The 25439-nt window shown below is 66.5% G+C and carries 23 protein-coding genes; 11 read left to right on the forward strand and 12 right to left on the reverse strand.

What is annotated here, in order from left to right; all coding sequences use genetic code 11:
• The first annotated feature begins 2 nt into the window (after nt 1-2).
• Nucleotides 3-947: a LysR family transcriptional regulator gene (locus DIE11_RS09485; protein ID WP_124623122.1), complete on the forward strand. Its 945-nt coding sequence runs from the start codon at nt 3-5 to the stop codon at nt 945-947.
• Nucleotides 948-1062: 115 nt separating this feature from the next.
• Complete coding sequence (locus tag DIE11_RS09490) at nt 1063-1821, forward strand: SDR family oxidoreductase (RefSeq protein WP_059607135.1); 759 nt, start codon at nt 1063-1065, stop codon at nt 1819-1821.
• Nucleotides 1822-1839: 18 nt separating this feature from the next.
• On the opposite strand, the gene DIE11_RS09495 is transcribed toward DIE11_RS09490, so the two are convergent.
• From DIE11_RS09495 to DIE11_RS09515, 5 genes are all read right to left on the reverse strand, one after another.
• Nucleotides 1840-2172 (reverse strand): cupin domain-containing protein, encoded by a 333-nt coding sequence (locus DIE11_RS09495; protein ID WP_124623124.1) that lies wholly within the window; start codon nt 2170-2172, stop codon nt 1840-1842.
• Nucleotides 2173-2278: 106 nt separating this feature from the next.
• Nucleotides 2279-3706: an MFS transporter gene (locus DIE11_RS09500; protein WP_124623126.1), complete on the reverse strand. Its 1428-nt coding sequence runs from the start codon at nt 3704-3706 to the stop codon at nt 2279-2281.
• Nucleotides 3707-3939: 233 nt separating this feature from the next.
• Nucleotides 3940-5418, reverse strand: a complete 1479-nt coding sequence (locus tag DIE11_RS09505) for a sensor domain-containing diguanylate cyclase (RefSeq protein ID WP_124623130.1) — start codon at nt 5416-5418, stop codon at nt 3940-3942.
• 142 nt (nt 5419-5560) lie between these two features.
• Nucleotides 5561-6655 carry a TrkA family potassium uptake protein gene (locus DIE11_RS09510; protein WP_124623132.1) on the reverse strand — a complete coding sequence of 365 codons (1095 nt, stop codon included), beginning with the start codon at nt 6653-6655 and terminating at the stop codon, nt 5561-5563.
• Between the two features lie 60 nt (nt 6656-6715).
• Nucleotides 6716-8050: an FAD-binding oxidoreductase gene (locus DIE11_RS09515; RefSeq protein ID WP_124623134.1), complete on the reverse strand. Its 1335-nt coding sequence runs from the start codon at nt 8048-8050 to the stop codon at nt 6716-6718.
• Between the two features lie 240 nt (nt 8051-8290).
• Here DIE11_RS09515 and DIE11_RS09520 point away from each other — a divergent pair, with 240 nt between their 5' ends.
• Nucleotides 8291-8938: a hypothetical protein gene (locus tag DIE11_RS09520; protein WP_124623136.1), complete on the forward strand. Its 648-nt coding sequence runs from the start codon at nt 8291-8293 to the stop codon at nt 8936-8938.
• A 210-nt stretch (nt 8939-9148) separates the two neighbouring features.
• Here the strand turns inward: DIE11_RS09520 and DIE11_RS09525 are convergent, their stop codons facing one another.
• Complete coding sequence (locus tag DIE11_RS09525; RefSeq protein ID WP_059464641.1) at nt 9149-9358, reverse strand: hypothetical protein; 210 nt, start codon at nt 9356-9358, stop codon at nt 9149-9151.
• 532 nt (nt 9359-9890) lie between these two features.
• Between DIE11_RS09525 and DIE11_RS09530 the strand changes: the two genes are divergently transcribed.
• Both DIE11_RS09530 and DIE11_RS09535 read left to right on the forward strand, forming a co-directional pair.
• A complete protein-coding gene (locus DIE11_RS09530; RefSeq protein WP_059607120.1) occupies nt 9891-10745 on the forward strand; it encodes a helix-turn-helix domain-containing protein in 855 nt (284 codons plus the stop codon).
• Nucleotides 10746-10865: 120 nt separating this feature from the next.
• Complete coding sequence (locus DIE11_RS09535; protein ID WP_124623138.1) at nt 10866-12530, forward strand: ATP-dependent helicase; 1665 nt, start codon at nt 10866-10868, stop codon at nt 12528-12530.
• A 53-nt stretch (nt 12531-12583) separates the two neighbouring features.
• Here the strand turns inward: DIE11_RS09535 and DIE11_RS09540 are convergent, their stop codons facing one another.
• Entirely contained in the window at nt 12584-14143 is a 1560-nt protein-coding gene (locus DIE11_RS09540) for a methyl-accepting chemotaxis protein (RefSeq protein ID WP_124623140.1), read from the reverse strand.
• Nucleotides 14144-14371: 228 nt separating this feature from the next.
• Here DIE11_RS09540 and DIE11_RS09545 point away from each other — a divergent pair, with 228 nt between their 5' ends.
• Complete coding sequence (locus DIE11_RS09545) at nt 14372-15886, forward strand: MDR family MFS transporter (RefSeq protein ID WP_124623142.1); 1515 nt, start codon at nt 14372-14374, stop codon at nt 15884-15886.
• Nucleotides 15887-15973: 87 nt separating this feature from the next.
• On the opposite strand, the gene DIE11_RS09550 is transcribed toward DIE11_RS09545, so the two are convergent.
• Nucleotides 15974-16972, reverse strand: coding sequence for a quinone oxidoreductase (locus DIE11_RS09550; protein ID WP_124623144.1), 999 nt, complete (start codon nt 16970-16972; stop codon nt 15974-15976).
• A gap of 125 nt (nt 16973-17097) precedes the next feature.
• On the opposite strand from DIE11_RS09550, the gene DIE11_RS09555 reads away from it, so the two are divergent.
• The 4 genes from DIE11_RS09555 (at nt 17098) to DIE11_RS09570 (ending at nt 20621) form a co-directional block, all read left to right on the forward strand.
• Complete coding sequence (locus DIE11_RS09555; protein WP_059684878.1) at nt 17098-18012, forward strand: LysR family transcriptional regulator; 915 nt, start codon at nt 17098-17100, stop codon at nt 18010-18012.
• Between the two features lie 95 nt (nt 18013-18107).
• Nucleotides 18108-18668: a GNAT family N-acetyltransferase gene (locus DIE11_RS09560; RefSeq protein ID WP_124623146.1), complete on the forward strand. Its 561-nt coding sequence runs from the start codon at nt 18108-18110 to the stop codon at nt 18666-18668.
• Between the two features lie 9 nt (nt 18669-18677).
• Nucleotides 18678-19517 carry a MerR family transcriptional regulator gene (locus DIE11_RS09565; RefSeq protein WP_124623148.1) on the forward strand — a complete coding sequence of 280 codons (840 nt, stop codon included), beginning with the start codon at nt 18678-18680 and terminating at the stop codon, nt 19515-19517.
• Between the two features lie 123 nt (nt 19518-19640).
• A complete protein-coding gene (locus DIE11_RS09570; RefSeq protein WP_124623150.1) occupies nt 19641-20621 on the forward strand; it encodes a sulfonate ABC transporter substrate-binding protein in 981 nt (326 codons plus the stop codon).
• A 463-nt stretch (nt 20622-21084) separates the two neighbouring features.
• Here DIE11_RS09570 and DIE11_RS09575 read toward each other — a convergent pair whose 3' ends face one another.
• From DIE11_RS09575 to DIE11_RS09590, 4 genes are read right to left on the reverse strand one after another with little or no spacing between them, the layout of a single operon-like run.
• Nucleotides 21085-21513, reverse strand: a complete 429-nt coding sequence (locus DIE11_RS09575; protein ID WP_124623151.1) for a cupin domain-containing protein — start codon at nt 21511-21513, stop codon at nt 21085-21087.
• A gap of 40 nt (nt 21514-21553) precedes the next feature.
• The gene (locus DIE11_RS09580) at nt 21554-22405 is read right to left on the reverse strand and encodes an aldo/keto reductase (protein ID WP_124623153.1); all 852 of its coding nucleotides are present in this window, start codon (nt 22403-22405) and stop codon (nt 21554-21556) included.
• A 44-nt stretch (nt 22406-22449) separates the two neighbouring features.
• Entirely contained in the window at nt 22450-23058 is a 609-nt protein-coding gene (locus DIE11_RS09585) for a flavodoxin (protein WP_124623155.1), read from the reverse strand.
• A gap of 12 nt (nt 23059-23070) precedes the next feature.
• The gene (locus DIE11_RS09590) at nt 23071-24060 is read right to left on the reverse strand and encodes an aldo/keto reductase (protein WP_124623156.1); all 990 of its coding nucleotides are present in this window, start codon (nt 24058-24060) and stop codon (nt 23071-23073) included.
• Between the two features lie 167 nt (nt 24061-24227).
• Between DIE11_RS09590 and DIE11_RS09595 the strand changes: the two genes are divergently transcribed.
• Nucleotides 24228-25199, forward strand: a complete 972-nt coding sequence (locus DIE11_RS09595; protein WP_124623158.1) for a LysR family transcriptional regulator — start codon at nt 24228-24230, stop codon at nt 25197-25199.
• Nucleotides 25200-25439: the final 240 nt, after the last annotated feature.

A 25439-nucleotide genomic window follows, 5' to 3' on the forward strand; every position in this document is an offset into this window, starting at 1 on the left:
CCATGGAACTGAGCGAGATCGACCTCAATCTGTTGCTGCTGTTTCAGCGGCTGATGCAGGAACGGCGCGTGTCGAGCGTCGCCGAGCAGATGAACATGAGCCAGCCGGGCGTCAGCAACGCGCTCGCGAAGCTGCGCCGCCGGCTCGGCGATCCGCTGTTCGTGCGCGGCCCGGGCGGCGTGGTCCCGACGCCGTTCGCGCAGCGCCTGGCCGAACCGGTTGCGCACGCGCTGTCGACGCTGCATGCCGCGCTCAACCCCGAGACCGGGTTCGATCCGCTGCGCGCGTCGCGTACGATGACGATCGGGATGACCGATATCGGCGAAGTCGTGTTTCTGCCCGCGCTGCTCGAACACCTGTCGCGCGCAGCGCCGGGCATCGCGCTCAATACGGTGCGCAACACGAGCGTCAACCTCCGCGACGAGATGGCCGACGGCCGCGTCGATCTCGCGATCGGGCTGTTGCCGCAGCTTCAGGGCGGGTTCTATCAGCGCCGGCTGTTCGATCAGCGCTACGTGTGCCTGTTCCGGCGCGGGCATCCGCTCGAAGACGCGCCGCTGACCGTCGACGCGTGGCGCGACGCCGAGCATCTGGTCGTGGTGTCGGCAGGCACCGGTCACGGGCAGGTGGACGAATGGCTGAAGCGGCGCCGCGTGAAACGCCGCGTGCGGCTGACGGTGCCGCATTTCATGAGCGTCGGCTACATCCTGCAGCGCACCGACCTGATCGCGACCGTGCCGGAACATCTTGCGCTGCAGCTCGCGGCGCCGTTTTCGCTGGGCTGGCGCGCGTTGCCGGTCACGCTGCCAGGTGCGCCGATTCACATGCTGTGGCATGCGCGCGTGAATCAGGACGAAGGCAACCGCTGGTTGCGGGAGGTCGTGGTCAGCCTGTTCGCGGAAACCGGAACGCGCGCACGGAAGGCCCCGCCGGCGCGCAGGAAATAGTCGCGCGCGTCGCGAAATTCGGCGTGCGCGGTAGCATGTCGCTTCGACCGGCGCACGGCGAGTGCATCGCGCGGCCGCCGCCGCTTTCCTCACCCAACCCGCAGGGAATCAAGCCATGTCTGTCTCGAAGAAGATCGCCGTCGTCACGGGCGCCGGATCCGGCATCGGTCGCGCGGCGGCAATCGCACTCGCGAACGCCGGATATACCGTCGCGCTGATCGGACGCAAGGAAGCATCGCTGCGTGAGACGAAAGAGGCCATCGTCGCCGCCCACGGCGACGCACACGCGTTTCCGGCCGACGTCACCGACGAAGCATCGGTCGAACACGCGTTCGCGCAGATCGCGCGGCAGTTCGGGCGGCTGGACGTCCTCTTCAACAATGCCGGCCGCAACGCGCCGGCCGTTCCGCTCGACGAATACGCGTTCGACGTATGGAACGACGTCGTCGCGACGAACCTGACGGGCGTCTTTCTGTGCGCGCGGGCCGCGTGGCGCGTGATGAAGGCGCAAACGCCGCAGGGTGGCCGGATCATCAACAACGGCTCGATCTCCGCCTATACGCCGCGCCCGAACACGATCGCGTATACGGCCACCAAGCACGCGGTGGCCGGCATCACCAAGTCGCTCGCGCTCGACGGCCGCGCGTACAACATCGCGTGCGGTCAGATCGACATCGGCAACGCGGCGACGTCGCTGACGGATCGCATGACGGAAGGCGTGCTGCAGGCCGATGGACGCATGGCGCCCGAGGCGCGGATGGACGTCACGCACGTCGCGAACGCGGTCGTGCAGATGGCGAATCTTCCGCTGGATACGAACATCCTGAACATGACGATCATGGCGACCACGATGCCGTTCGTGGGGCGCGGGTAACGCGGCGCCCCGCGCGTTTCAGCGATCGTGATAGATCGCGAGCCAGACGCTCGGCTCGTCGGGATGCGTCCACGCGACGCGATGCCGGCAATGCGGTTCGATCAGCACGTAGTCGCCTGGGCGCATGTCGTGCAGCGTCGCGTCCGCTTCGAACTCGAGCACCGCGGCGCCCGACAGCAGCACCACCCATTCGGCGCGCGAATCGTCATACCAGAACCCGTCGGGGCTCGTATGCCCCAGTGACACGATCCGCTCGACGTTCAGGCGCGCGCCGGCGACGAGCACATCGACCCGCTCGTCGTTGCCGCGCGTTGCTTCGACATTGAACAGGTTGCCGGTTTGAAGTTGCATGGTTCGACCTCGGGTCGGCCTTCGGCGGAAGGCGGATGACGCCAACTGTAGCGCGAAGGCCGGCGTTGCGGCGAACTTGTTTTGCGGATCCCGGCAAGGCCCGCCTTCACGCCGCCGCCTCGTCGTCGATATCGCGCGCCGTCGGTTCATGGCGCACGATCAACAGGAACACGATCGGCGTGGCCGCGCTGACTGCGACGACCCAGAACATGTCCGTGCCGAGACGGGCCTGCAGGACCGGCAGCACGAACAGCGCGAGCGCCTGGCCGATCCCGCACAGCGAGCGCCCGAAGCCGACCCCCGTGCCGCGGATCGCCGCCGGATAGGACAGCGTGGGATAGATCATCATCTGCGCACCCGGCCCGAAGCCCTCGGCGAACAGCCAGGTGCCGAGCATCAGCAGCACGAGGCCGACCGCGAGTGCGCCATGCGGATGCCCCGCCAGCGCGAGCGCGACGAGTGCGACGAACTGCAGCGCGAAACCCGCGATCGCGACGTGGCGCGACGGATATCGATACGCAAGGCGCATGCCGAGCAAGCCGCCGGTAAACGCGAACAGCACGTTCAGCGCAAGCGACGCCGCGATCGTCTCGAACACGCCCGCGCCGAGAAACTGCGACAGGATCGACGGCAGGAAGAACGCGATCGCCGTGTATTCAAACGGAATGCACAGGTTCATCACGCTGGCGACGATCGTTCGCCCGAGATACGGACGCTGGAACAGCACGCGAATCCGCACGGGCGGCTGGCTCGGCGCACGCGGCACATCGTCCGCTTCATGGGCGTGAATGCCGTACGACTCGCGAAGAATGCGCGCGGCATTGGCCAGATCGCCCTGGTTCGCGGCCCACAACGGCGATTCGTTCATGAAGCGATTCCGGACCAGGATGATGACGAGCGCGGGCACCGCGCCGAAGATCAGCGACGCGCGCCACAGCCATCCCGCATGCTCGGCCGGCAGGAGGAAATACATGCCGAAGATCAGCAGGAAACACACCGACGACGCGACGTACCACATCGGGCACCATGCGGCGAGCCGCGACGCCTTGTTGCCGCGGCCGCTGAACTTCGAGAATTCCGCGAGAAACGCCATCGCGACGGGCAGGTCGATGCCGACCCCGAGCCCCATCACGAAGCGCGCGCCGATCAGCACCCAGACGTTCGGCGCGAGGCCGGCCGCGATCGCCGCGATCACGAAGAACAGCATGTCGGCCATGAACACCTGGTAGCGGCCGATCTTGTCGGTCAGCCATCCGCCGATCAGGCTGCCGAAGATCGTGCCGATCATGATCGCCGAGCCGACCAGCCCGGTCAGCGCGGGCGTCAGGCCGAATTCGCGCGAGACGTCGTCGATGCCGTAAGACAGCGTCGTCAGATCGTACGCATCGAGAAACACGCCGCCGAGCGCGAGCAGCACGATCATCCGTGCATGGCCGACGGAGCTGTCCGTCGAATTGATCAGGCGCGCCACATCGCTCGCCGAGCGAATGGGCGCGGAAACCGGCGTGACAGCGTTCAGGTCGATCGAACTCATCGCATTCCCTTGTTCGCCGCATGGCCGGCGAAGTCTACGTGGAGACAGGAACCCGACACGTGCACACGCGGTCACCATCACAGGACAAGTGGATGCTGGAGCGCCGGCACACATGCATTCGGGTTCCGGAAGCGATGATTCTGTTCTCGCGATCCGGCATTCCCAACCGATATAAATCGATAAATTATTCGGTGTACGTCATAACGTCTTGCGGCCGCATGTCGTGACTCGCGTCACGCCGGCGGCTGAAAGGCGGCAACCTTGTTCCGGCCGGTCGCCTTCGCGTAGTACAACGCCTCGTCGGCTGCCTTGATCACGGCGTCGGCCTCGGCATCGTGCTCGGGCGTCCAGCTCGCCAGGCCGATACTGGCCGTGACATGTCCGTATTCGCTGCCGGCGTGCTCGAGCGGCAGCTCGTCGATCGCCGCGCGAATCCGTTCGGCAATCTGGGCGGCGCCCGGCTCGGACGTATCGGGCAGCAGCACGACGAATTCCTCTCCGCCATAGCGGGCCGCGGTATCGGCCGGCCGTCGGATGTTCTCGCCGATGCAGCGCGCGACCGCAGCCAGCGCGTCGTCGCCCGCCTGATGGCCGTAGGTATCGTTATAGGCCTTGAAGCGATCGACATCGACGAACAGCAACGAGAAAACCGATCGTGCGCGCCGCGCGCGACGCCATTCGCGTTCCAGCACTTCCGCGAAGCTGCGGCGATTGTTCAGGCCGGTGAGACCATCGGTGCGGGCGAGCAGCACGAGTTCCGACTCGGCGCGCATCCGGTGCCGGAGCTGCGTGGCGAGCATGAAGGACACCGCGATGAACGCGGCGCCGAACGTCGCCACCAGCGCGCCGATCGTCACGGCGCGGTGCCGCCATGCCGCATAGATATCCTGCTCCGCTTCCGCGACCATGACGATCAGCGGCAGCTTCGGCAGGTGCCTGAAGTAGTAGAGGCGACGCACGCCGTCGAGCGACGCGGTTTCGGAGAACACACCCTCACGCGTGGCCTGGAACCGCTTGAACGTCGCGGCCTGGCTGATGTCGCGACCGATGGTGTGGACGTCGTACGGCTGACGCATCACCATCACGCCGTCGTTGCCGATCAGCGAGATCGATCCATGTTGTCCGAGCGACAGGCCGGCAAACAGCTGATGGAAATACTCGAGGTTGACCGCGATGAGCACGATGCCGGCAAACGAGCCGTCGGGGTTCGAGATCCGCCGCGTGAGCCCAATGCTGAGCGAGCCGCCGCGCAGGCGGGACGGGAACGGGTCGCTGACATAGAGTCCTGCATCCGGATTGTCGCGGTGGACGGTGAAGTACTTGCGATCGGCGAAATTGCCGCGGCGCGGCACGTCGCTGGCGGAATCGAGGACGATGTTGCCGCCGGCGTCGAGCACCAGCATCGAACCGAGAAACTGTGCCGTCATCGCGTTATCGAACAGCACCGCGCGCCGCAAGGTCGCCGGTGCAGCCATCACGTCGTGACGTTGAAGCCCGGCGATGACCGCCTGCAGCGACAGGTCGTAGAGTTCGAAATTGCGTTCGATGTCGCGCTCGGCGATCAGGCCCAGATTGCGGGAAGTTTCGCTCGCCCGCTCGAGGGCGTCGTTGCGGCTCTGGAACAACTGCAGCACGCACAGACCCATGAGCGCGCAGGCAATCACGACACCGATCACGACGATCGTCTGGGGCGCCGCCGACCTGAATTGCATGTGTCTCCTCGATGATCACGCTCGTGCGCGGCGCACGACGCGATTACGTCATACTAAATAACGCGCGGTGGCTTATCAAGCGGGGATGCACAGGTCACGGCGCGGCAGTGGCTGCCATGCCGGGTTATTGCCCAACCGGCCCTCACATGTCCGGGTCCGGAATCCTCGCCGACTGGATCACGACCAGCGTATCGCCCGCCTCGATCCGGCACGGCGGATCCTCGTAGAACGAATGGATCTTCCCGCAGCGATCGAGCCCGACGACGATCGCGCCTGGCACGACGTTCGTCATGCAGCCGATTTCGTGCTGCAACGCCTCGCGCTCCAGCAGCGTCGCCCGCCCGCGCGTCGACAGCATGTCGTTCACGAACGGCACGATATAGCGGCTATGCACCGCGTCCGCGAGCAGCAGCGCGCCGATCTTCGTCGACGACACGATCACGTCCGCGCCTGCCTGCCGCAGTTGCCGCTGATACAGGTTCTCCTGGATCCGCACGACGATCTTCGTCTCCGGCGCGATGCTGCGCACCGACAGCGTCAGCAGGATCGCGGTCGGGTCGTCGGTCACCGAGATGATCACGGCCTTCGCCGCGCGCACCTGCGCCTGCTGCAGCAGATCCTCGTGCGCGGGATCGCCAAGCAGCCCGGTCACGCCGAGCGACGTCGCGGCCTCGAGCGCCTGCTGCTGCGCGTCGATCACGATGATCGTCGACGGATCGACCCCGCTTTCGAGCAGCTCGCGCACGGCGATCGACCCCGACAGGCCGTAGCCACATACGACGATGTGATCGGACAGCTGCTTCTGCAGGCGTTTCATGCGGAATTCCTCGATGACGCGCTGGATCACGAACTGATATGCCGTGCCCAGGAAGATGAACCAGATGCCGATGCGGATCGGCACGATGAAGAACGCATCGATCAGACGCGCGCGCGCGGTGACCGGCACGATGTCGCCGTAGCCGACCGTCGCGACCGTGACCATCGTGAAGTACACGAGGTCCGCGACGTTCATCGGCGTGCTCTTGGTCGAATCGCGCAGGCCGTCGCGATCGAGGTACAGCACGAGAAACGCGAGCACGCACAGCACCACGACCGCGCCGAGACGGAACAGCAGCGTGCGCCGCGGCGACGTCGCCGGACGCGTGAACAGCGTGCGCGCACGCGGCGCCCGCCATGGGTCGCGGGTACGACGCAGGCGTGAGCGCAACGAGCGGCGCTTGTCGGAGGGCGTTGCCAACGGGGAATCTCCTGAAGATTGCGGGCTCGATTCTACGACGGGAACACGCGAGCACGTCCGCTACAGCATGCTGCGCGGCCGGACCATCGTCCCGTCGGCGAAACGCCGTGCACGGAACGCCGACAGGTCGAGCGACGGCTCGCCCGTATCGACCCATTCGGCCAGCAGCCGTCCGACGATCGGCCCCATCGCGAAGCCGTGCCCGCAGAAGCCGGTCGCGATCGCGAGCCCGGACGGCGTGCCAGGCGCGTCGATCACCGGAATTCCGTCGGGCACCACGTCGATCAGGCCGGCCCAGGCCTCGACGATCTGCGCGTCCTTCAGCGCGGGAAAGATCGCCTTCAGCTTCGCGAGCGCGCGCGGCGCATGCGCGCGATTCGGCTGCGGCTGCGGATCGCGCGGCTCGATCGCGCCGCCGCCACCGCCGATGCGCGCGCGGACATCCCGCCACGCCGCCGCATTCAGATGCAGCCGGAACTTCTCGCGCTGCGACCAGAACTCCGGCCAGAACAGGCTCAAGCCGCGCAGGTGGCCGAGCGTCAGGTCGACGTCGACCTGCATGTCGTCGGCGAGATTGATCGCACCATTCCTGCGTTGCCGAATGCCGAGGCCGTGCCCCCAGATCGTCGATGCGGACACGTCGGGCAGCACGTTGGTGCGCATGCAGGTGCCGCGCACGGCCTGCTGCGGCAGCCGGATGCCGACGCCGTCGAGCAGCCGGAAGCTGGTCGCGCCGGCCGCGCAGATCACGCGTCGCGTGCGGATCGTGCCGCGCTCGGTCACGACGCCGACGACCGCGCCGCCGGCCGTCTCGATCGCCGTCACGCCGCAGCCTTCGAAGAAACGCGCGCCGGCTTCGGTCGCGCGCGCCGCGAACGCGGCGGCCACACGGCGCGGCTCGGCCTGCCCGTCGGTCGCCGTATACAACCCGCCGAGCGTGCGCGCTTGCGCCGACAGGCCGGTCACGCGCGCGTCGATTTCCGCGCGTGTCAGCGTGCGCGTGTCGAGCCCGTGTTCGCGTGCAACCGCGAGCCACGCCTGGAACGATGCCCAGTCGTCTTCGTTGTCCGCCATATAGAGGCAACCGCCCTGCCGCCATTCGAGATCGAAGCCGAGCGCCTGCTCGAGCCCTTCCCAGATCCGCATGCCGGCCATCATCAGCGGCACTTCGGCGGACTCGCGGCCCTGCTGCCGCACGAAGCCCCAAGCGCGCGTCGATTGCTGGCCGGCGATGCGCGACTTGTCGAGCACGACGGCCTTCAGGCCGCGCAGGCCGAGGTAATAGGCGGCCGCGCAGCCCATGATGCCGGCGCCGGCGATCACGATGTCGGCTTCGGCCGGAAACGCCGTGTCGGCGTACGTCAATGTGTCATGCAGCGGATAGGTTGTCGTCATTGTTCTCTGTTGGCGTTGATACGTCCGGCGCATCCATCGACGTTCGCGATGACATGCACCGGATCATGCGGTCGGGTTCCGGACGGGGCTGGCGAACGTGCGGGACGCGCGATGAACGGACCGGCCGCAGCCCCGCTGCCGGTCGTTTTCCGCTCATCGGCCGTCCCCATTTTTTCGCCTTGACGGCGCTATGTTACCGCGCGATAAACTGTACATCCATACAGTATCGCTGCAGTAAAAATGATCCTCCCCCCATTCGATCCCCCGAAGCTGAACGACCTCACCGAATGGTGGACGAAGTGCACCTACGCAGACGTACAGCGCCTGATACTCGAAGTGCAGCACCTCCGCCTGACGCTGTGGGAACTGAAAGCGCACGTCGCGGATGCGTCGCGCCGGATCCGCGTGCTCGATCCGGCCATGCTCGCGCATGGCTCCGCGCTGCGGCGGCTCGGCTACCTGCTCGACAAGGAGATCGAACGCGCGAATCCGATCGGCCGCACGCGCGACGTGTATGCGCCGTTTTCGGATGAGTGGCGCGCCCGCGAAGCGCTGCGCTCTGCATTGCGTGCGCGGCCCGAGCCCGCCGACGCCGGCACGCTCCCGCACGCGATTCCGGAATTTCAGCGCGTCACCTGGGCAGAGCTTCGCGATCGCTGGCGTCACCTGAGCGACAAGCAATCGAGCCGGCAGAACATCGAGCAACGCATGGTGCTCGAGATCGCGCGCCAGCGATCCGTGATCCTCGCGCGCGCGAGGAAACTCGTCGATGCCGCGATAGCCGAAGCGGCGGCGGAAGGCACGCAGCTGTTCGCGCTCGATCAACTCAAGCGGTTGCTGTCGGTCGAGCGCGAGGACGGCGAACCGTTCACGTACATGCCGGCGTAGGTCGATCGCATTCGGCCGCCGTCGATCGATGGCCGCGATGGCACGTCGATCCATCGGTTCGCACTTCTCAAGAGATGGACACTGGAGGATCGCCGTGTAACCGGCGATCCTGCGGTGCTTCGCCAATGCCATCCACGCCGGGCATTCGGAACGTCCGTCGTGTTTTTCGCGTTGAATGAGCGTGCCCGTCCTGCACGGGCGAACGACGCGCTACGCGTAGCGGCTCAGCCATTCTTCGGAGAACTTCTTCGCATAGGCGACGGCATCCGCTTCGGTGTCGAATTCGCCCAGCTTGCGGAATGCCGCCTCGCGGCTGAAACCCAGCTTCGTGACCTCGACCTGGGCGGCGTACTTGCCGTCCTCCGTCACGCGCGGTTCGCAGTTCATCTCGTACCCGCGCATCACAAATTTCTTCTGCATCGCTTCAACACTATTTTGAGACCGCGAAATCGTAGCACGGGCCCCCGCCGCATTCACGCCCGCTCCCGAAACGGGGCAGCATCGGTTTTTTAGAGTAAACCGTCAAACAATCCGCGTATAAGACGCGACTCCGTCGAGCCCGGCGCACGACGTCCTGTAAAAATTTGTCGCTGTCAGAGTGACATGATGCCGCGGTTCCCGGCCATGAATTCGCCCTACTTTGGTGCACTTCTTCGGCAGTGCGGCGCAATTACGCGCGGCCAGGCAAGGAATCCTGTCCAGGCCCCTCGCGATCCGTGCCTGAAGGTTGCGAGCGGGGCAGCGGCGCGCGGCACACGCCGCCGGATCGTGCGTAACGTCGTGACACACCTTTCACAGAAACGCACCTTTTGCGACATTGAATGACAGTCGTTTTGCGGTAAAGTTATCTTTTCCGCGCGTGGCCGGTCGGCTCGCCCCTGGACGTCGTCAAGACTGTCCGCCGAGACTGCCGCAAGGCGTCGTTCTGAACGTCACGATCCGTTCCCGTAGCATGACCACTGAAGCAATCACCACGGATTCCCTCGCGGTTGCCGAGCGCGTGCGCGAGCTAATGACTCGCAACGGCATCGGCAAGCGCCAGCAAACCACCGAGCTGTGCCGCATCCTCGACCTGAGCTTTTCGCAGGGTCACCGCAAACTGCGCGGCAGCAGCCCATGGACGCTCGCGCAGATCAAGAAAGTCGCCGAAGCGTACGGCGAGCCCGCCGCTCAACTGTTCGGCGCGCAGACGCTCGACCCCGGCATGGTCGGCGCCTATTCGCAGGAAGCCGTCCTGTACGCCGGTGTCGCCGAAATTCCGTGTACCGCCTGGATCGGCGCGCCGCTCGAAGCCGGCGCGCGCCCCGAGTTCGTCGCGTACGAACAGAACGGCCGCTGGCGCGTGCTGCGCCACACGGGCGTGCTGTACCAGAACGCGTACGACGTGCACAAGATCGAGATCTATCCGCGCCGCGCGGAGAGCGACAAGCTCGTCGTCGCGGTGATCGATCCCGATCGCGTCAGCGCGACCGAGCTGTGTCGCTATCTCGAGCGGCAGGGTTTCGCGACGGCCGCATTCGACGGGCTCGCGCCGTTCGTCGACGCGCTGCAGGGCCAGGCGTTCGACGCGGTCGTCACCGAATGGCTGTTCGACGACGGCACGGCCGCCACCGCGATCAAGGCAGTGCGCACGTCCGACAATCCGGGCGCGCCCATCTTCGTGCTGACGGGCGACCTGCTCACGGGCCGCGCGAGCGAAGCGGACATCAGCGAAGTGATCCGCGCATTCGACGTCGTCTGCTACGAAAAGCCCGCACGCATGGCGATCCTCAGCGCCGATCTCGCGAAGCGGCTCGCACGCGGGTAATTCCCGCACGCACGCCCCCTCTTTCGCATGGCCGGCGCCCGCGCGGCGCGGCGGCCGTGAACCGGTTCCTCAGTACAATAGCCGGACCCTGTTCACGACCGGCCTGCGCCGCCCGACTTCATGGCCCGCCTCATTCCCGACGACTGGAAAAACCTCGCCGCCACCGGTGCGGCCGAACGCGAGCGCGAGACGCTTGCCGCCCTCGAACACGCGCTGCCGGACAGCTACACCGTCTACCACGGCGTGCACTGGACGCGTGCCGACCAGGGCTTCTCGGTGTTCGGCGAAGCGGCGTTCGTCGTCGTGAGCCCGGCCGGCCGCGTGCTGCTGATCGAGCAGAAGGCCGGCTTCCTGCGCGAAACGCCGAAGGGGCTCGTGAAGGTCTACCTGCAGAAGGAGCGCAACGTCCCGATCCAGCTCGCGCGCACGCAGGAGACGCTGCACCGGCGGCTGACCGCCGCGCTCGGCGCGGGCGTCTACGGCGTCGAGGCGCTGCTGTACTGCCCCGACTACGCGATCTGCGAGACGGCGATCGCAGGCGTCGCGGCCGACCGCATCGTCGACGCGTCGCGCAAGGCGCAGCTCGCGCAGGTGATCCTGCAGATCCTGCCCGAGCACGACGAACCGTTGCCGAACGCAGCGAAGCTGCATCATTTCCTCGCGGACGAGCTGGCGCTCACGCCCGACACGAGCGCGCTCGTCGGGCAGGCCGGCACGCTCGTCACGCGGCTGTCTGGCGGGCTTGCCGCGTGGGCGCGCCAGCTCGAGTTCACGCCGTTCCGCTTGCGCGTGACGGGCACCGCCGGCTCGGGCAAGACGCAGCTCGCGGTGCAGGCGATGCGCGATGCGGTCGCGGCCGGCAAGCGCGTGCTTTACGTATGCTTCAACCGGCCGCTCGCCGACTACATCGCGCGCATCGCGCCGCCCGGCGCGAAGATCGCGAACTACCATCAGCTGTGCGACTGGGTGGCCCGCGACGGCGGCTATACGCCCGACTTCGACGCGCCCGGCGCGTTCGAGCGGCTCGAGGCGCACTTCGCGGAAGCGCCGGTTCCGGAACGCTGGCGCTTCGATGTGCTGATCGTCGACGAAGGTCAGGATTTCCACGCGCCGTGGGCGGCCGCACTGGAGCGCCTGCTGGCACCGGACGGCGCATGGTGGTGGCTGGAAGATCCGCTGCAGAACCTTTATCTGCGCGAGCCCGTCGCGCTGCCCGGCTGGGTCACGCTGAAGGCGCTGACGAACTACCGCAGCCCGCGCGACCTGCTCGAATTCGTGCGCGACGTCGTCGGCCGCGTCGAGCCGCTCGCGGCCGAACTGCGCTCGGGCAGCCCGTTCGACGGTTCCGATCCGTCGGTGTCGTCATACGGGGAAGACGGCGCGGGCGACGCGCTCGCCGACGCGTGCATCGACGCGACCAAGCGCGCGATCACGCACGCGCTGTCGCTCGGCTTCCGCAAGCAGGACATCGCGGTGCTGTCGTATCGCGGCCGCGAAAGCTCGGTGCTCGCGCGGCTCGACCAGCTCGGCCCGCATCGGGTCAAGCGCTTCACGGGCAAGTACGACCTGTTCGGCAACCCTGAATATCGCGAAGGCGACGTACTGCTCGATTCGATCTATCGCTTCAAGGGGCAATCCGCACCGTGCGTGATCCTCACCGAGATCGACTTCGACACGCTCGATGCGCGCGCGGCCCGCAAGCTGTTCGTCGGCGCGACGCGCGCGACGATGAAGCTGCTGCTCGTCGCGTCGGCGCGCTCGGCCGCGCAACTCACGGGCGGCTGACACGGCGGGCGGCGGGTGCGCGCGGGACCGACCGCCCCGCCCGCCGCCGCACGTCACGCGACGCGAAACGCCCCCACCGCCCGGCGCAGCCCGTCGGCCTGCTCCTCGAGCGAAGCGGCGGCTGCCGCCGCCTGCTCGACCAGCGCCGCGTTCTGCTGCGACACCTGGTCCATCTGCGACACCGCGCGGTTCACCTGCTCGATCCCGTCGCGCTGCTCGTTCGACGCGGCCGCGATCTCGGTCATGATGCCCGTCACGCGGCCGATCGCCTGCTGGATGTCCTGCATCGTCGCGCCGGCCACGCCGACCAGCCGCGACCCCGTCGCGACACGCTCGACCGACTCGCCGATCAGCGTGCGGATCTCCTTCGCGGCCGACGCCGAGCGCTGCGCGAGCGTGCGCACTTCGCCCGCGACCACGGCGAAGCCGCGGCCCTGCTCGCCCGCGCGCGCAGCTTCGACCGCCGCATTCAGCGCAAGGATGTTGGTCTGGAACGCGATGCCCTCGATCGTGCCGATGATGTCGGCCACCTTCTGGGAGCTCTGGTCGATCTCGTTCATCGTGCCGATCACTTCGCCGACGACCGCCGCGCCGCGCGTCGCGATCTCGCTCGCGTTGTCCGCGCACGCCTGCGCCTCGACCGCGTGATCGGCGTTCTGCTTCACGGTCGCCGTCAGCTGCTCCATGCTCGCGGCCGTCTCCTGCAGCGCGGACGCCTGCTCCTCCGTGCGCTGCGACAGGTCGGTGTTGCCGGCCGCGATCTGGTGCGTCGCGGTCGAGATCGCTTCGGAGCCCTGGCTGACCTGGCGCACCGTATCGGCGAGGCTGCGCTGCATGCCCGTCACGCCCTTGACCAGCTCGGCCATCTCGTCGCGCGACGACCAGCGCACTTCCGACGTCAGGTCGCCGTCCGACAGGCGGCGGAAATGCGACAGCAGACGGTTCACCGGTTGCGTGATCGCGAAATGCAGGCCGATCGCGCAGCCGAGGCACGCGGCGAGACCGAACGCAATGCCGGCGATCGCGCCCGCGCGCATCCAGCCGTAATAGGTCTGCGCGGTGTCGTAGACGTCCTTGCCGCGCGCGGCCTGGTACGCGTCAAGCGCATCGGTCGCCTGCGTGAGCGCGACCGACAGCGGCGGCGCGACCGTCATCAGCAGCCGGTCGGCATCGTCGCGATGTCCCGCGCGGATCGCGTCGATCAACGGCTTCAACGCCTGTCCGATCAGCGCCTGGCGCGCGGCGTCGAGCCGCGTCGCGAGCGGGCCTTCGTCGCCGTCGTGCGGCATCGTCGCGTAGGTGCGCCACGCGGCGTCGGCCTTCGCGAGATAGTTCTCGGCCTTGTTGACGAGATCGGGCACTTCCGGCGCTTCGGGATGCAGCAGCGCGCGGTCGAGCGTGGTGCGCACGATCGTCAGGTTCAGGCTCGCGGCGGACAACGCGGTCTTCGCGGCCAGCTGGCGCGTATAGGCCTCGTCGAGCGCACGGTTCGAGCTCTGCATGCCGGTCAGGCCGATCAGGCCTGAAACAACGAGCAGCGCGGCGACGAGGCCGAGCGTGGAAAAAATCCGCGTACGGATCGAGAAGCGGGAAAACAGGGCGTTCAGGTTCATGACGGGACGTGAGCGGGAAAGAGTGCCGCGGCAATCGGTCCGCGGCACTCTGGATTACGGTTAGCCTGCAAAAAACTTGAGCCCCGCCCGCTGCCGGGCTGATCGCGATCAATTTTCCGGCTCGCAATCTTCTGTTACCGATGCAACAAATCCAGGTACGGCAGAAATTGACCAGGCAATGAATTGACTCTATATTTCGACCAATTCCCTGCCATGGCAGATATCTCGATGAGAACCGATACCCTCCTTGCCCCACCGGCCGCCGAAGCGGCCCGTCGCGACGCGCCGACCGGGCTGATCGTCGCCGCGCTGCTGCTCGTCATGCTGCTGTCCGCGCTCGACCAGACGATCGTGTCGACCGCGCTGCCGACCATCGTCGGCGAGCTCGGCGGCCTCGATCAGCTGTCGTGGGTGGTCACGGCGTATTTGCTGTCGTCGACGGTCGTACTGCCGCTGTACGGCAAGCTCGGCGACCTGTACGGCCGCAAGATCGTGCTGCAGGCAGCGATCGTGCTGTTTCTCGCCGGTTCCGCGCTGTGCGGCATGGCGCAGGACATGACGCAGCTGATCGTGCTGCGCGCGCTGCAAGGGCTCGGCGGTGGCGGGCTGATGGTCGTCACGATGGCCGCGATCGGCGACCTCGTGCCGCCCGACCGCCGGGCGCGCTATCAGGGGATGTTCGGCGGCGTGTACGGCCTCGCGACGATCGTCGGGCCGCTGCTCGGCGGCTTCCTGGTCGAACATCTGTCGTGGCGCTGGATCTTCACGATCAACCTGCCGCTCGGCTTCGTCGCACTCGCGGTGATCGGCGTCGCGTTCCGGCCGCACACCGCGCACGTGAAGCACCGGATCGACTATATGGGCGCCGCGTTCCTCGCAACGGCCCTTACCTGCGTGATCCTGTTCACGAGCGAAGGCGGTTCGCTGCTGCCGTGGTCGTCGGCGCAGCTGTGGATGACGCTGGTGCTCGGCGTGGTCGCGATCGGCGGCTTCATCTACGAGGAACGGCTCGCGGCCGAGCCGATCATGCCGCTCGAACTGTTCCGCCAGCGCACCTTCGTGCTGATGAGCCTGATCGGCTTCGTCGTCGGCATCGCGCTGTTCGGTTCGGTCACGTTCATTCCGCTCTATCTGCAGGTGGTGAAGGGCTCGACGCCGTCGCAGGCCGGGATGCAGTTGCTGCCGATGATGGGCGGGATGCTCGCGATGTCGGTCGCGAGCGGCCGGCTGATCTCGCGGCTCGGCACGTATCGGCCGTTTCCGATCGCGGGGACGCTGATCGGCGGCATCGCGATGGCACTGCTGTCGACGCTGACGCTCGACACGCCGCTGCACACGATGTACGCATACATGGCGCTGCTCGGGATCGGGCTCGGCATGGTGATGCCGGTGCTCACACTCGCCGTGCAGAACACGGTCGAGTTCCGGCACATGGGGGTCGCGACGTCGGGCGCGACGCTGTTCCGCTCGATCGGCGGCTCGCTCGGCGTCGCCGCGTTCGGCGCGCTGTTCTCGCACGGGCTTCAGTCGCGAATCACGCAGGCGCTGCCGGCCGGCACGGAGCTGCCGCCCGCGCTCGGTCCGGCGGTCGTGCACCAGTTGCCGGATGCGGTGCGCGAGGCGTACCTGCATGCGTTCGCCGGGTCGCTGCACGTGGTGTATCTCTCGGCCGCGGGCGTGATCGCGATCGCTTTCGTGCTCGCGTGGTTCGTCGAAAGCGCGCCGCTGCGCAAGCATCACTGATCGGCGGGCACGCAGCGGCACCGTGGCTCCGCCGCCTGTCCGCAGAGCGGCGCAGCGAGGCGACCGTTCACGACGCGCGGTCCGCCGTCACGGCACCAGCACCACCCCGCCCGTCGTCTGTCGCGATTCCAGCAAACGATGCGCGTCGGCCGCCTGGTCGAGCGGCAGTCGCGCGCCGATCTCCACGTGCATCCCGCCCGAGAGCCGTTCGAGCGTCGCGCGCGCCGCCTCCCGATACCCCGCCACGTCACGCGCGATGAAGCCCAGCACGCTCGGCCGCGCCAGCGCGATCGAGCGGGCCGGGCCCAGTTCATCGAGGTCGATCGTCTGCCGGGCGCCGATCGCGGCAACCTGCCCGATGCTCGCGACCATCCCGAACGGCCGGACCGCGCCGAGCGTGCGCGTCAGCACGTCGCCGCCGATCCCGTCGATCGCATAGTCGACGCCCGCGCCGCCGCCGAACGCACGGGCCGCCGCGACGAAATCCTCCTCGCGGTAGTCGACCACCACTTCCGCCCCTCGCGCGCGCACCAGTGCCGCCTTCGCGGCCGAGCCGACCGTGCCGATCACCCGCGCGCCGAGCGCGCGCGCCCACTGCGTCGCCAGCAACCCGACGCCGCCGGCCGCCGCGTGCACGAGGACGGTGTCGCCGGCCCCCACGTGGCGCACGCGGTGCAGCAGCATGTAGACGGTAATGCCTTTCAGCAGCCCGGCCGCGACCGCGTCGTCGCTCACGCCGTCGGGCACGGGCACCACGCGCTCGGCAGGCAGCGTGCGCAGGCTCGCGTAGCTGCCGGTCGGCAGCCCCGCATACGCGACGCGCTGGCCCGGTACCAGCCCCGTCACGCCGGGCCCGACCGCATCGACCACGCCGGCCGCCTCGACACCCAGCGCGTCCGGCAGTGCCGGCAACGGATGCGCGCCGGTCCTGAAATAGATGTCGACGAAATTCACGCCGACGGCAGTCTGGCGAATCCGCACCTCGCCGGCACCGGGCGACGCGACGGGCGCATCGACCCGTCGCAGCACGCCGGCGTCGCCGTAGCGGTCGATCCCGATCCTGGTGGCAGTGGCAGTCTGGGTCATGACGTTCCTCGCAATCGAATGATGTGACACGATCATCTCATCGTGCATAATCGATCGGAATTCCCGTTTCACGCCCATCTACCGTGCAAAATTCGACCGATCCGACGCCGGCGTCCGCGCCGCCGATGAGCTGGGACGACCTCCGCTATTTCCTGGCGGTGATGCGCGGCGGCAGCCTGTCGGCCGCCGCGCGAACGCTGCAGGTCCAGCACTCGACGGTCGCCCGGCGCATCGATGCGCTGGAGTCCGCGCTCGGCATCCGGCTGTTCGACCGGCTGCCACGCGGCTGGCCGCCGACCGACGAAGGCCTGCACCTCGCCGAGCATGCCGCGCGCGTCGAAGCCGACGTGCATGCGTTCGCGCGCGCCGCGCAGGGGGCGGCGGCGCTCGACGGTGTCGTGCGCGTGTCGGCGTCGCCGGTATTCGCGAGCCACTTCCTCGCGCCGCGGCTCGCCCGCGCGCAGCGCGCATGGCCCGCGCTGCGGATCGACCTGATGGGCGAGATGCACGCGGCCAACCTCTACGCGCGCGAAGCCGACCTCGCGGTGCGCCTGTCGCGGCCGAGCGAGCCGGGGCTGGCCGCGCGCCGGCTCGGCACGATGCGCTTCGCGCTGTGCGCGTCGCCCGACTGGGCCGCCGCGCCGCCCGACACCTGGGCATTCCTCGGCTACGACGACGCACTCGCACAAATGCCGCAGCAGCAATGGCTCGAACGCTTCGCGGCCGGGCGCCGTTTCGCGTTCATCGCCAACGATCTGGCCGCGCTGCATCGTGCATGCGTGGCCGGCGCAGGAGTCGCGTTGCTGCCGCGCTTTCTCGTCGACACGTCGGCGACGGATGCGGACGCGGGCACGCCGGCTGCGGCCGATCCGTCGCTGTCGACTGCCGCCGCGCTCGTCGAGTTGACGTCCGCGCCCCGATGCGATGTCGAGCGCGAGATCTGGCTCGTCGTCCACCCGGACGTGCGGCGCTCGCCGCGCGTGCAGCGCGTCGCGGATGCGATCGCCGACGCGGTTCGCGACGCGGACGGCCATTTGTAGCCGCGGCCTCTCCTGACCGCGCGACGCGACCCATGCCTTTACGGCGCCGCCTCGCGGCCGGCATAGTAGCGGTTTCGTCCACCCGGTCCGCCACCATGTCCGCCGCCCCCGCCTGCGTCGTCCGCGACGCGACCGATACCGATCTCCCCACCATTCACGCGATCTATGCACACCATGTGCGCCACAGCGTCGCGTCGTTCGAGGAGACGCCGCCCGACGTCGACGAACTGCGCGCGCGCCGCGACGCGGTGCTGCGTCACGGGCTGCCCTACCTCGTTGCGGAATGCGACGGCCGCATCGCCGGCTATGCGTACGCGACGCCGTATCGCACGCGCAGCGCGTACCGCCACACGATCGAGGATTCGATCTACATCGACGACGCGCAGCGCGGCCGCGGCATCGGCCGCGCGCTGCTCGCGGCGCTGATCGCGCGGTGCGAGACCGGCCCGTGGCGGCAGATGATCGCGGTGATCGCCGACGGCGGCACCGGCGGCTCGACGTCGCTGCACCGCGCATTCAGCTTCGAGCCGGCGGGCGTGCTGAAGGCGGTCGGTTTCAAGCACGGCCGCTGGATCGATACCGCGCTGATGCAGCGCGCGCTCGGCGACGGCGCACGCACCCTTCCCGCCTCGCCCGAGCCTGGCGCGTCGCGCTAGAATGGCCGCATGCCAAGACAGACTCCAACCATGCCAGACGAGGCCGCACCGGATTCCCGCAACGAGTACACGGTCGACGAACTCGCACGTGTGTCCGACACGACCGTGCGCAACGTCCGCGCATACCAGGATCGCGGACTGCTCGCGCCGCCCGAGAAGCGCGGGCGCGTCGGCATCTACGACGACACGCACGTCGCCCGCCTGAAGCTGATCAACCACCTGCTCGCGCGCGGCTACACGCTGTCGAACATCCAGGACCTGATCATGGCGATCGACGAGGGTCACGACCTGCGCTCGATCCTCGGCCTGGAAAACGCGATCGGCGGCCGCTGGTCGCACGAACTGCCGAAGACCTATTCGCTCGCGCAACTCGCGCAGATGTTCGGCCCGCAAACGGCATCGCAACTGTCACGCGTGACCGAACTCGGCCTGCTCGAACGGCGCGGCCTGTCGTTCGTCGCGAAAAGCCCCGCGCTGCTCGAAGCGGCAGCCGCGATGACGAAGGAAGGCATCCCGCCGCGCGAGCTGCTCGACGTGATCAGCCTCGCGCGGCCGCATTTCGATGCGATCGCACGGCTGCTCGTCGATCTCGTCGTGAAACGGCTCGACCGCTACGACGCCGGCACGCTGCCGCCGGTCACCGACGTGCCCGCGCTCGTCGACGCGATCTGGCGCCTGCGCCCGCTTGCGGCCGTGTTCGTCGAAGGCGAGACGAACCGAGCGCTCGAGACGGCGGCAAGCGCCTATCTCGGCGGCCGCGTCGCGACGATCCTCGACAAGAAGCTCAGCGACGAAGCGGCACGACAGGCCGGCACGCCCGATCCACAAGGCGACGGCGACAAAGCATAGGACCGCCGCCGTCATATTCATATCGGCAATGCTTCGTTTGCGGGCCCGACCGCCCATGCGACGATTCTTCCAACCGAGCGGCACGCGCCGCTCCCCGAAGACGTTTCGCATGGAGCCTGTTCGATGATTCGTTTCACCCGCTGGATCACCCGCGCCGCTGCGACGGCGCTCGTCGCCGTCGCAGCCACATCCGCGTTCGCGCAGGGCGGCGCCGACAAGGTCGTGCGCATCGGCTACCAGAAGGCCGGCCTGCTGTCGATCATCAAGGCGCAGGGCTCGCTTGAAGCGCGCCTCAAGCCGCTCGGCTACAACGTCCAGTGGTTCGAATTCCCGGCCGGCCCGCAACTGCTCGAGGCACTGAATGCGAACAGCATCGACTTCGGCTATACGGGCGCGCCGCCGCCGGTGTTTGCGCAAGCGGCCGGTGTGCGCTTCGTGTACGTCGGCGCGGAGCCGCCGTCGCCGCACAACGAAGCTGTGTTCGTGAAGGCCGATTCGCCGATCCGCTCACTCGCCGACCTGCGTGGCAAGAAGGTCGCGCTGCAGAAGGGTTCGAGCGCGAACTACCTGCTGCTCCAGGCGCTGAAGCAAGCAGGTGTGCGCTACGACGAGATCCGCCCCGTGTACCTGCCGCCCGCCGACGCGCGCGCCGCGTTCGAGAGCGGCAACGTCGACGCGTGGGCCGTCTGGGATCCGTACTACGCCGCCGCGCAGAGTTCGCTGAAGATTCGCACGCTGTCCGACTACACGGGTCTTACGCCCGCGAACAACTTCTACGAGGCAACGCGTGATTTTGCTGAGCAGCATGCCGACGTGATCGGCGCGCTCCTGAAGCAGGCGCGTGAGACGGGGCTGTGGGTCAACGGCCATCCAGCCGAGACGGCCGCGCTGATCGCGCCGAAGGTCGGGCTGCCGCCGCCGCTCGTGGAAACGTGGATCAAGCGCGTGCCGTTCGGTGCGGTGCCGATCGACGAGAAGATCGTCGCGGTGCAGCAGGGGGTGGCCGATGCGTTCTACGCCGCGAAACTGATTCCGCAGAAGCTGAGCGTCGCGGATAACGCGTGGACCGACAAGCGCGTGGCAACGGCTTCGGCGGCGAAGTAACGGGCGGCGCGCACGCATCTGGAAAAGGCCGACGGGTGCCCTGCCCGTCGGCCTTTTTTCGTTCTTCCCGGATTTCAGGGGGAACGTCGGGCGCACTGTCGGCGTTCAGCCATCGTGCAGCACTTTTGAACTGCCATTCGAACGTCGATTCCGCTCGGACAATTGATCTTCTGCGCGTGGTCCGGTGAGGCAGCTACGGACGTTCGGCTATCGTGCCGATACCTCGCTGCGGGGCCCGACGCGTACTTCCGGGTTCGGCCAGGAGCGGCCGTGTGCCATCGCAATCTGCGCGACCGGTTTAAGCGAGGAACCGAAGTTCAGTAGCGCCCCTCGCCGCAACGTTGAACGTTGCGCTTCATCGCTTCAGTTGGAGGGGCGTAATACCGCTTCAAGGCCTTAGCTACAGCGTCCGTTTAATCTTTCGGGTCCCGCGTAAAAATACAAGCCGACGCCGGGAGCGCCGTTAGTCGGTGACGAGCGGCCCTGAGTGATACTGCTCGTCGGTCACCGGCTCCATCCATTCGACATTCTTGCCTTCGAGCAATTCGGTGAGCGCAAGATGCGACATGGCCGTGGTCGCAGCCGCTCCGTGCCAGTGTCGCTTGCCACACGAGCACGAGACGATGTCACCGGCTCGGATCTCTGTTCGGAGGCCGCCTTCGCATTGAGTCCAGCCGACGCCGCTGAGAACGACGAGTGTCTGCCCGAGCGGATGCGTGTGCCAGTTGGTGCGCGCACCGGGTTCAAACGTCACGATGCCGCCGCCGAGTCGCGCCGGTTCCTCCGCCTGGAAGAGGCTGTCGATACGGACGGAGCCGGTAAACCAGCTTTCAGGGCCCTTGATCGACGGCTTCGTACCGTTACGCACGATCGTCTGAGATGCTTTGGTCATAATTGCGCTCTTTCAGTGGAGTGCTAGCCGGACTGATGTGTCAGAGGCCAAGTTTTCGTTCGCTCATCCATTTCACGATCGCTGGATCGCGATGGGAGAAGAAGCTGCTCTTGCCAGTCTCCAATGACGTGACGAGTTGCATGTCATCATCGGACAGTTCGAAATCGAAGACGGCGAGATTCTCCAGCATGCGCTCCTTGCGCACCGATTTCGCGAGAGCGACGATGCCGCGCTGAACCAGCCATCGCAGCACGACTTGCCCCACGGTCTTGCCGTGGCGCTCGGCAATCGCTATCAGCCGATCGTTCTGGAACAGATTGTTCCGTCCTTCGGCGAAGGGCGCCCAAGCCTCCGGTTGCACGCCAAGCTCGCGCATGAACTCCACGCTCTCGGCCTGCTGATGAAAGGGGTTGACCTCGATTTGATTGACGGCTGGGGTGATCTCGTTGAAAGCCGTGATGTCCATGAGGCGGTCCGGCTGGAAGTTGCTCAATCCGATCGCACGCAGCTTACCAGCGCGATGTGCCTCCTCCATCGCTCGCCACGCGCCGTGAACGTCGGAGAACGGCTGATGGATCAGGAACAGGTCCAGGTAATCCAGATCAAGTCGCTTCAGCGACTTGTCGATGGCCACGCGAGCACGTTCATAGCCAGCGTCTTCAACCCACAGCTTGCTGGTGACGAAAAGCTGGTCGCGGGGAATCCCGCAACGCTTGAGGCCACGCCCGGTCGCCTCCTCGTTCTTATAGGACGCAGCGGTGTCGATAAGACGATAGCCTGCCTGCACCGCGTCCACGACGCAGCGTTCGCATTCCGTCTCGTCGGCGATCTGAAAGACACCGTAGCCGAGGATCGGCATCTTGATTCCGTTGTTCAGTGTCACGTCTTGCATGTTCGTTCCTTGCTGTTGAAAGTCAACGGCGGCATGAGGTCTGCTCAGAACGCGCCGGGTACCTTTGTCAAGATCGTCTCGTCGAGCCATTCGTTGACGAGATTCATCGTTTTGCGCTCCTGATCCGCCTCCATCACGAACGGGCGACGCATCTTGGCCCGCGGCGCGTGGCGGGCGAGCACGGACAGGCTGTTGCCGAGGCCGTATCCACCATGTGTTACGAAAGGCGTAAGCGTTTTGCCCGTGAGGTCGTGAGCCGCCAAAAACGAACGAACCACCGGTGGCGCCGTCTCTCCCCAGATCGGAAAGCCAAGGTAGACGGTGTCGTACGTGCCGATGTCCGAGAGACGAGCCGCTAGCGCCGGCTCGAAGCCACTGTCCCGCTCCTGTCGCGCCTGTTCGACGGTCGCGAGATACTCCTCGGGATACGGGTTGGCCGGTCGCATCTCGAACACGTCCGCATCGAACGCTCGCTGCAACAGCCCGGCTACAACCCGCGTATTACCGGAACGCGTAAAGTAGGCGACGAGAACTCGCGACCTCGTCTTGCGAACAGTGTTGCTGCCGCTGCCTTTAGCCACTGCGGCCTTCAAAGGCAGGGCTGTGACCGCGGCCATAAGCACCCGGCGCTTACGCTCGTGGGAAGACATCATGTTTGCCTCGTATCAGCGACCAACGCGAGCCTTCAGGGAGGCCGGGTAGCGATCGCCATGTATCTCGACGTTCGCGAGCGCCTGGGCAATGCGCTGGAGGTCAGACTCAGTCAGTTCGACCATTGCTGCGCCCAGGTTCTCGTCCAGGCGATGCACCTTCGTCGTGCCCGGAATCGGTACGATCCAGGGCTTTTGGAAAAGCAGCCATGCGAGCGCGATCTGAGCCGGCGTCGCACCCTTACCCTTGGCGATCCCGCCGAGAGCGTCGACCAGTGCCTGGTTGGCTTCAAGCGCCTGAGGAGTGAAACGAGGGACGATGCTACGGAAGTCGTCCTTGCCGAACGTCGCACGCTTATCGATCGCGCCCGTGAGGAAGCCCTTGCCGAGCGGGCTGAACGGCACAAAACCGATACCGAGTTCCTCCAGCGTGGGCAGAATTCTTTCTTCGGGCTCGCGCCACCACATCGAATATTCGCTCTGGAGAGCGGTCAGGGGCTGCACGGCATGCGCCCGGCGGATGGTCTGCTCGCCGGCTTCAGACAGGCCGAAGTGTTTCACCTTGCCCGCCTGGATGAGTTCCTTGACGGTGCCGGCGACATCCTCGATGGGCACGTCTGGATCAACTCGGTGCTGATACAGCAAGTCGATCACGTCAGTCTTCAGGCGCTTAAGCATGCCATCGACCGCCCACCGGATATGATCCGGGCGGCTGTTTAGAATCTGCTGCTTGCCGTCGTCGCCAAAGGTGAAGCCGAATTTTGTCGCGATGACCACCTGATCCCGCATTGGTGCCAATGCCTCGCCAACGACATCCTCGTTGAGATATGGCCCGTAGACCTCGGCGGTATCGAAGAACGTCACACCGCGGTCGAAGGCCGCGCGAATCAGCTCCACGGCGCTCGTTCGATCAGTGGCCGGCCCATAGCCGTGACTCAATCCCATGCACCCTAGGCCAATCGCCGAAACTTCGAGTCCCGAACGGCCGAGTTTTCGCTTATCCAAGATGTACTCCTTACAGTAGACGATGAGGGCAGCGGCGCGACGTTCGTTACTTTAGGCGTCGCAGTTTCAAGCGACTAGTAGATTGCCTCTTGCACCAGTATCAAGCTCAGATTGATACTGGGTGGGTCGTGCGGCGCTTCCGCCGTACTTCAGGAGAAGAATCGACCATGCCCACGAATGATTTCAAGGCCATCGCGACGTTCGCCAGAGCCGTCGAACTCGGCAGCATCCGAAAGGCCGCTCTGGCCCAAGGTGTCACACCCCAGGCGGCCAGTCAGGCCATTGCACAGTTGGAACACCACCTTGGAGTCCGCCTGCTGCATCGGACTACGCGCAGCCTCGCCCTAACCGAGGAGGGCCAACGGTTCCTGGAGAACACACAGCCCGCCCTAGCGGCGCTGGACAGGGCTCTGGCCCTGGCGCGGGAGTCCAAGGATGAGATCGCAGGGCCGCTGCGGATCGTTGGGCCGAAATCGTCGTTCGCCGCCATCCTCATGCCGCTGCTTGACGAGTTCTGCCGGGAGCACCCCCGTATCCAGCCGGACGTCCAGCTCGATGACGGTATCGGCAACTGGGTGCTGGATCGCGTCGATGTCGGCTTCAGGATCGGAGCGTCGCCTAGCGAGGGCGTAATCGGTCGGCAACTCTTCCCGATTCAGATGATCGTGTGCGCGGCGCCCGGCTACCTGAAAGCGTACGGCGCGCCATCGACACTCGATGATCTGGCGGCTCATCGCTGCAGTGTGTTCCGGCATCCGATTACCGGCAAGGTGGCGCCCTGGTACTTGACCGTGGATGACAAGCTCGAACATCGGCAGTTGTCCCCCGCGTTCGCGACGAACGATTCGGAGTTGGAACTGCAAGCCGTGCTAGCGGGGCAAGCCATCGGTCAGCTCGCGAGCTTCTCGGCGGCGACCCACATCCGGGCTGGCCGACTGGAGCCAGTTCTCCTGCAGCATATGAGCGCGCATATCGGTTTGCACGTGTACTACGGAAGTCGGGCTGCTCAGCCCAAGCGAGTACGGGCGTTCCTGGACCTCGCGTTTGCTCGCCTGCTTGATTGCAGCGAATACCTGCTCAGTGAGAAAGAGCTAGCACAGTTTAGGTCGCGCTCGAAGCGATACAGCCGCATTAGGTAGTGCCGTGGTTCGTGAACCGAAAATTCCGCACTCCAAAATTTAATGGCCGCGTTCAGATGCGAAGCCGTCGTTCACCGTGATCGGTCCACGGTCGGCAACGGGTCGATTTGCGTCGGTCGCGCGTTGCAGGGCGGCGGCCGGCCGCGTTCGGCCAGAAGCAGTCAGTCGACATATGGGCCTCATTCGTCGACAATATCAGGACGTTTTGCTCACGTCAGCGAGCAACCTTGACTTTGGAAG

Origin of the sequence: Burkholderia sp. Bp9012 (assembly GCF_003853825.1) — a bacterium.
In the GTDB taxonomy this organism is placed as follows: domain Bacteria; phylum Pseudomonadota; class Gammaproteobacteria; order Burkholderiales; family Burkholderiaceae; genus Burkholderia; species Burkholderia diffusa.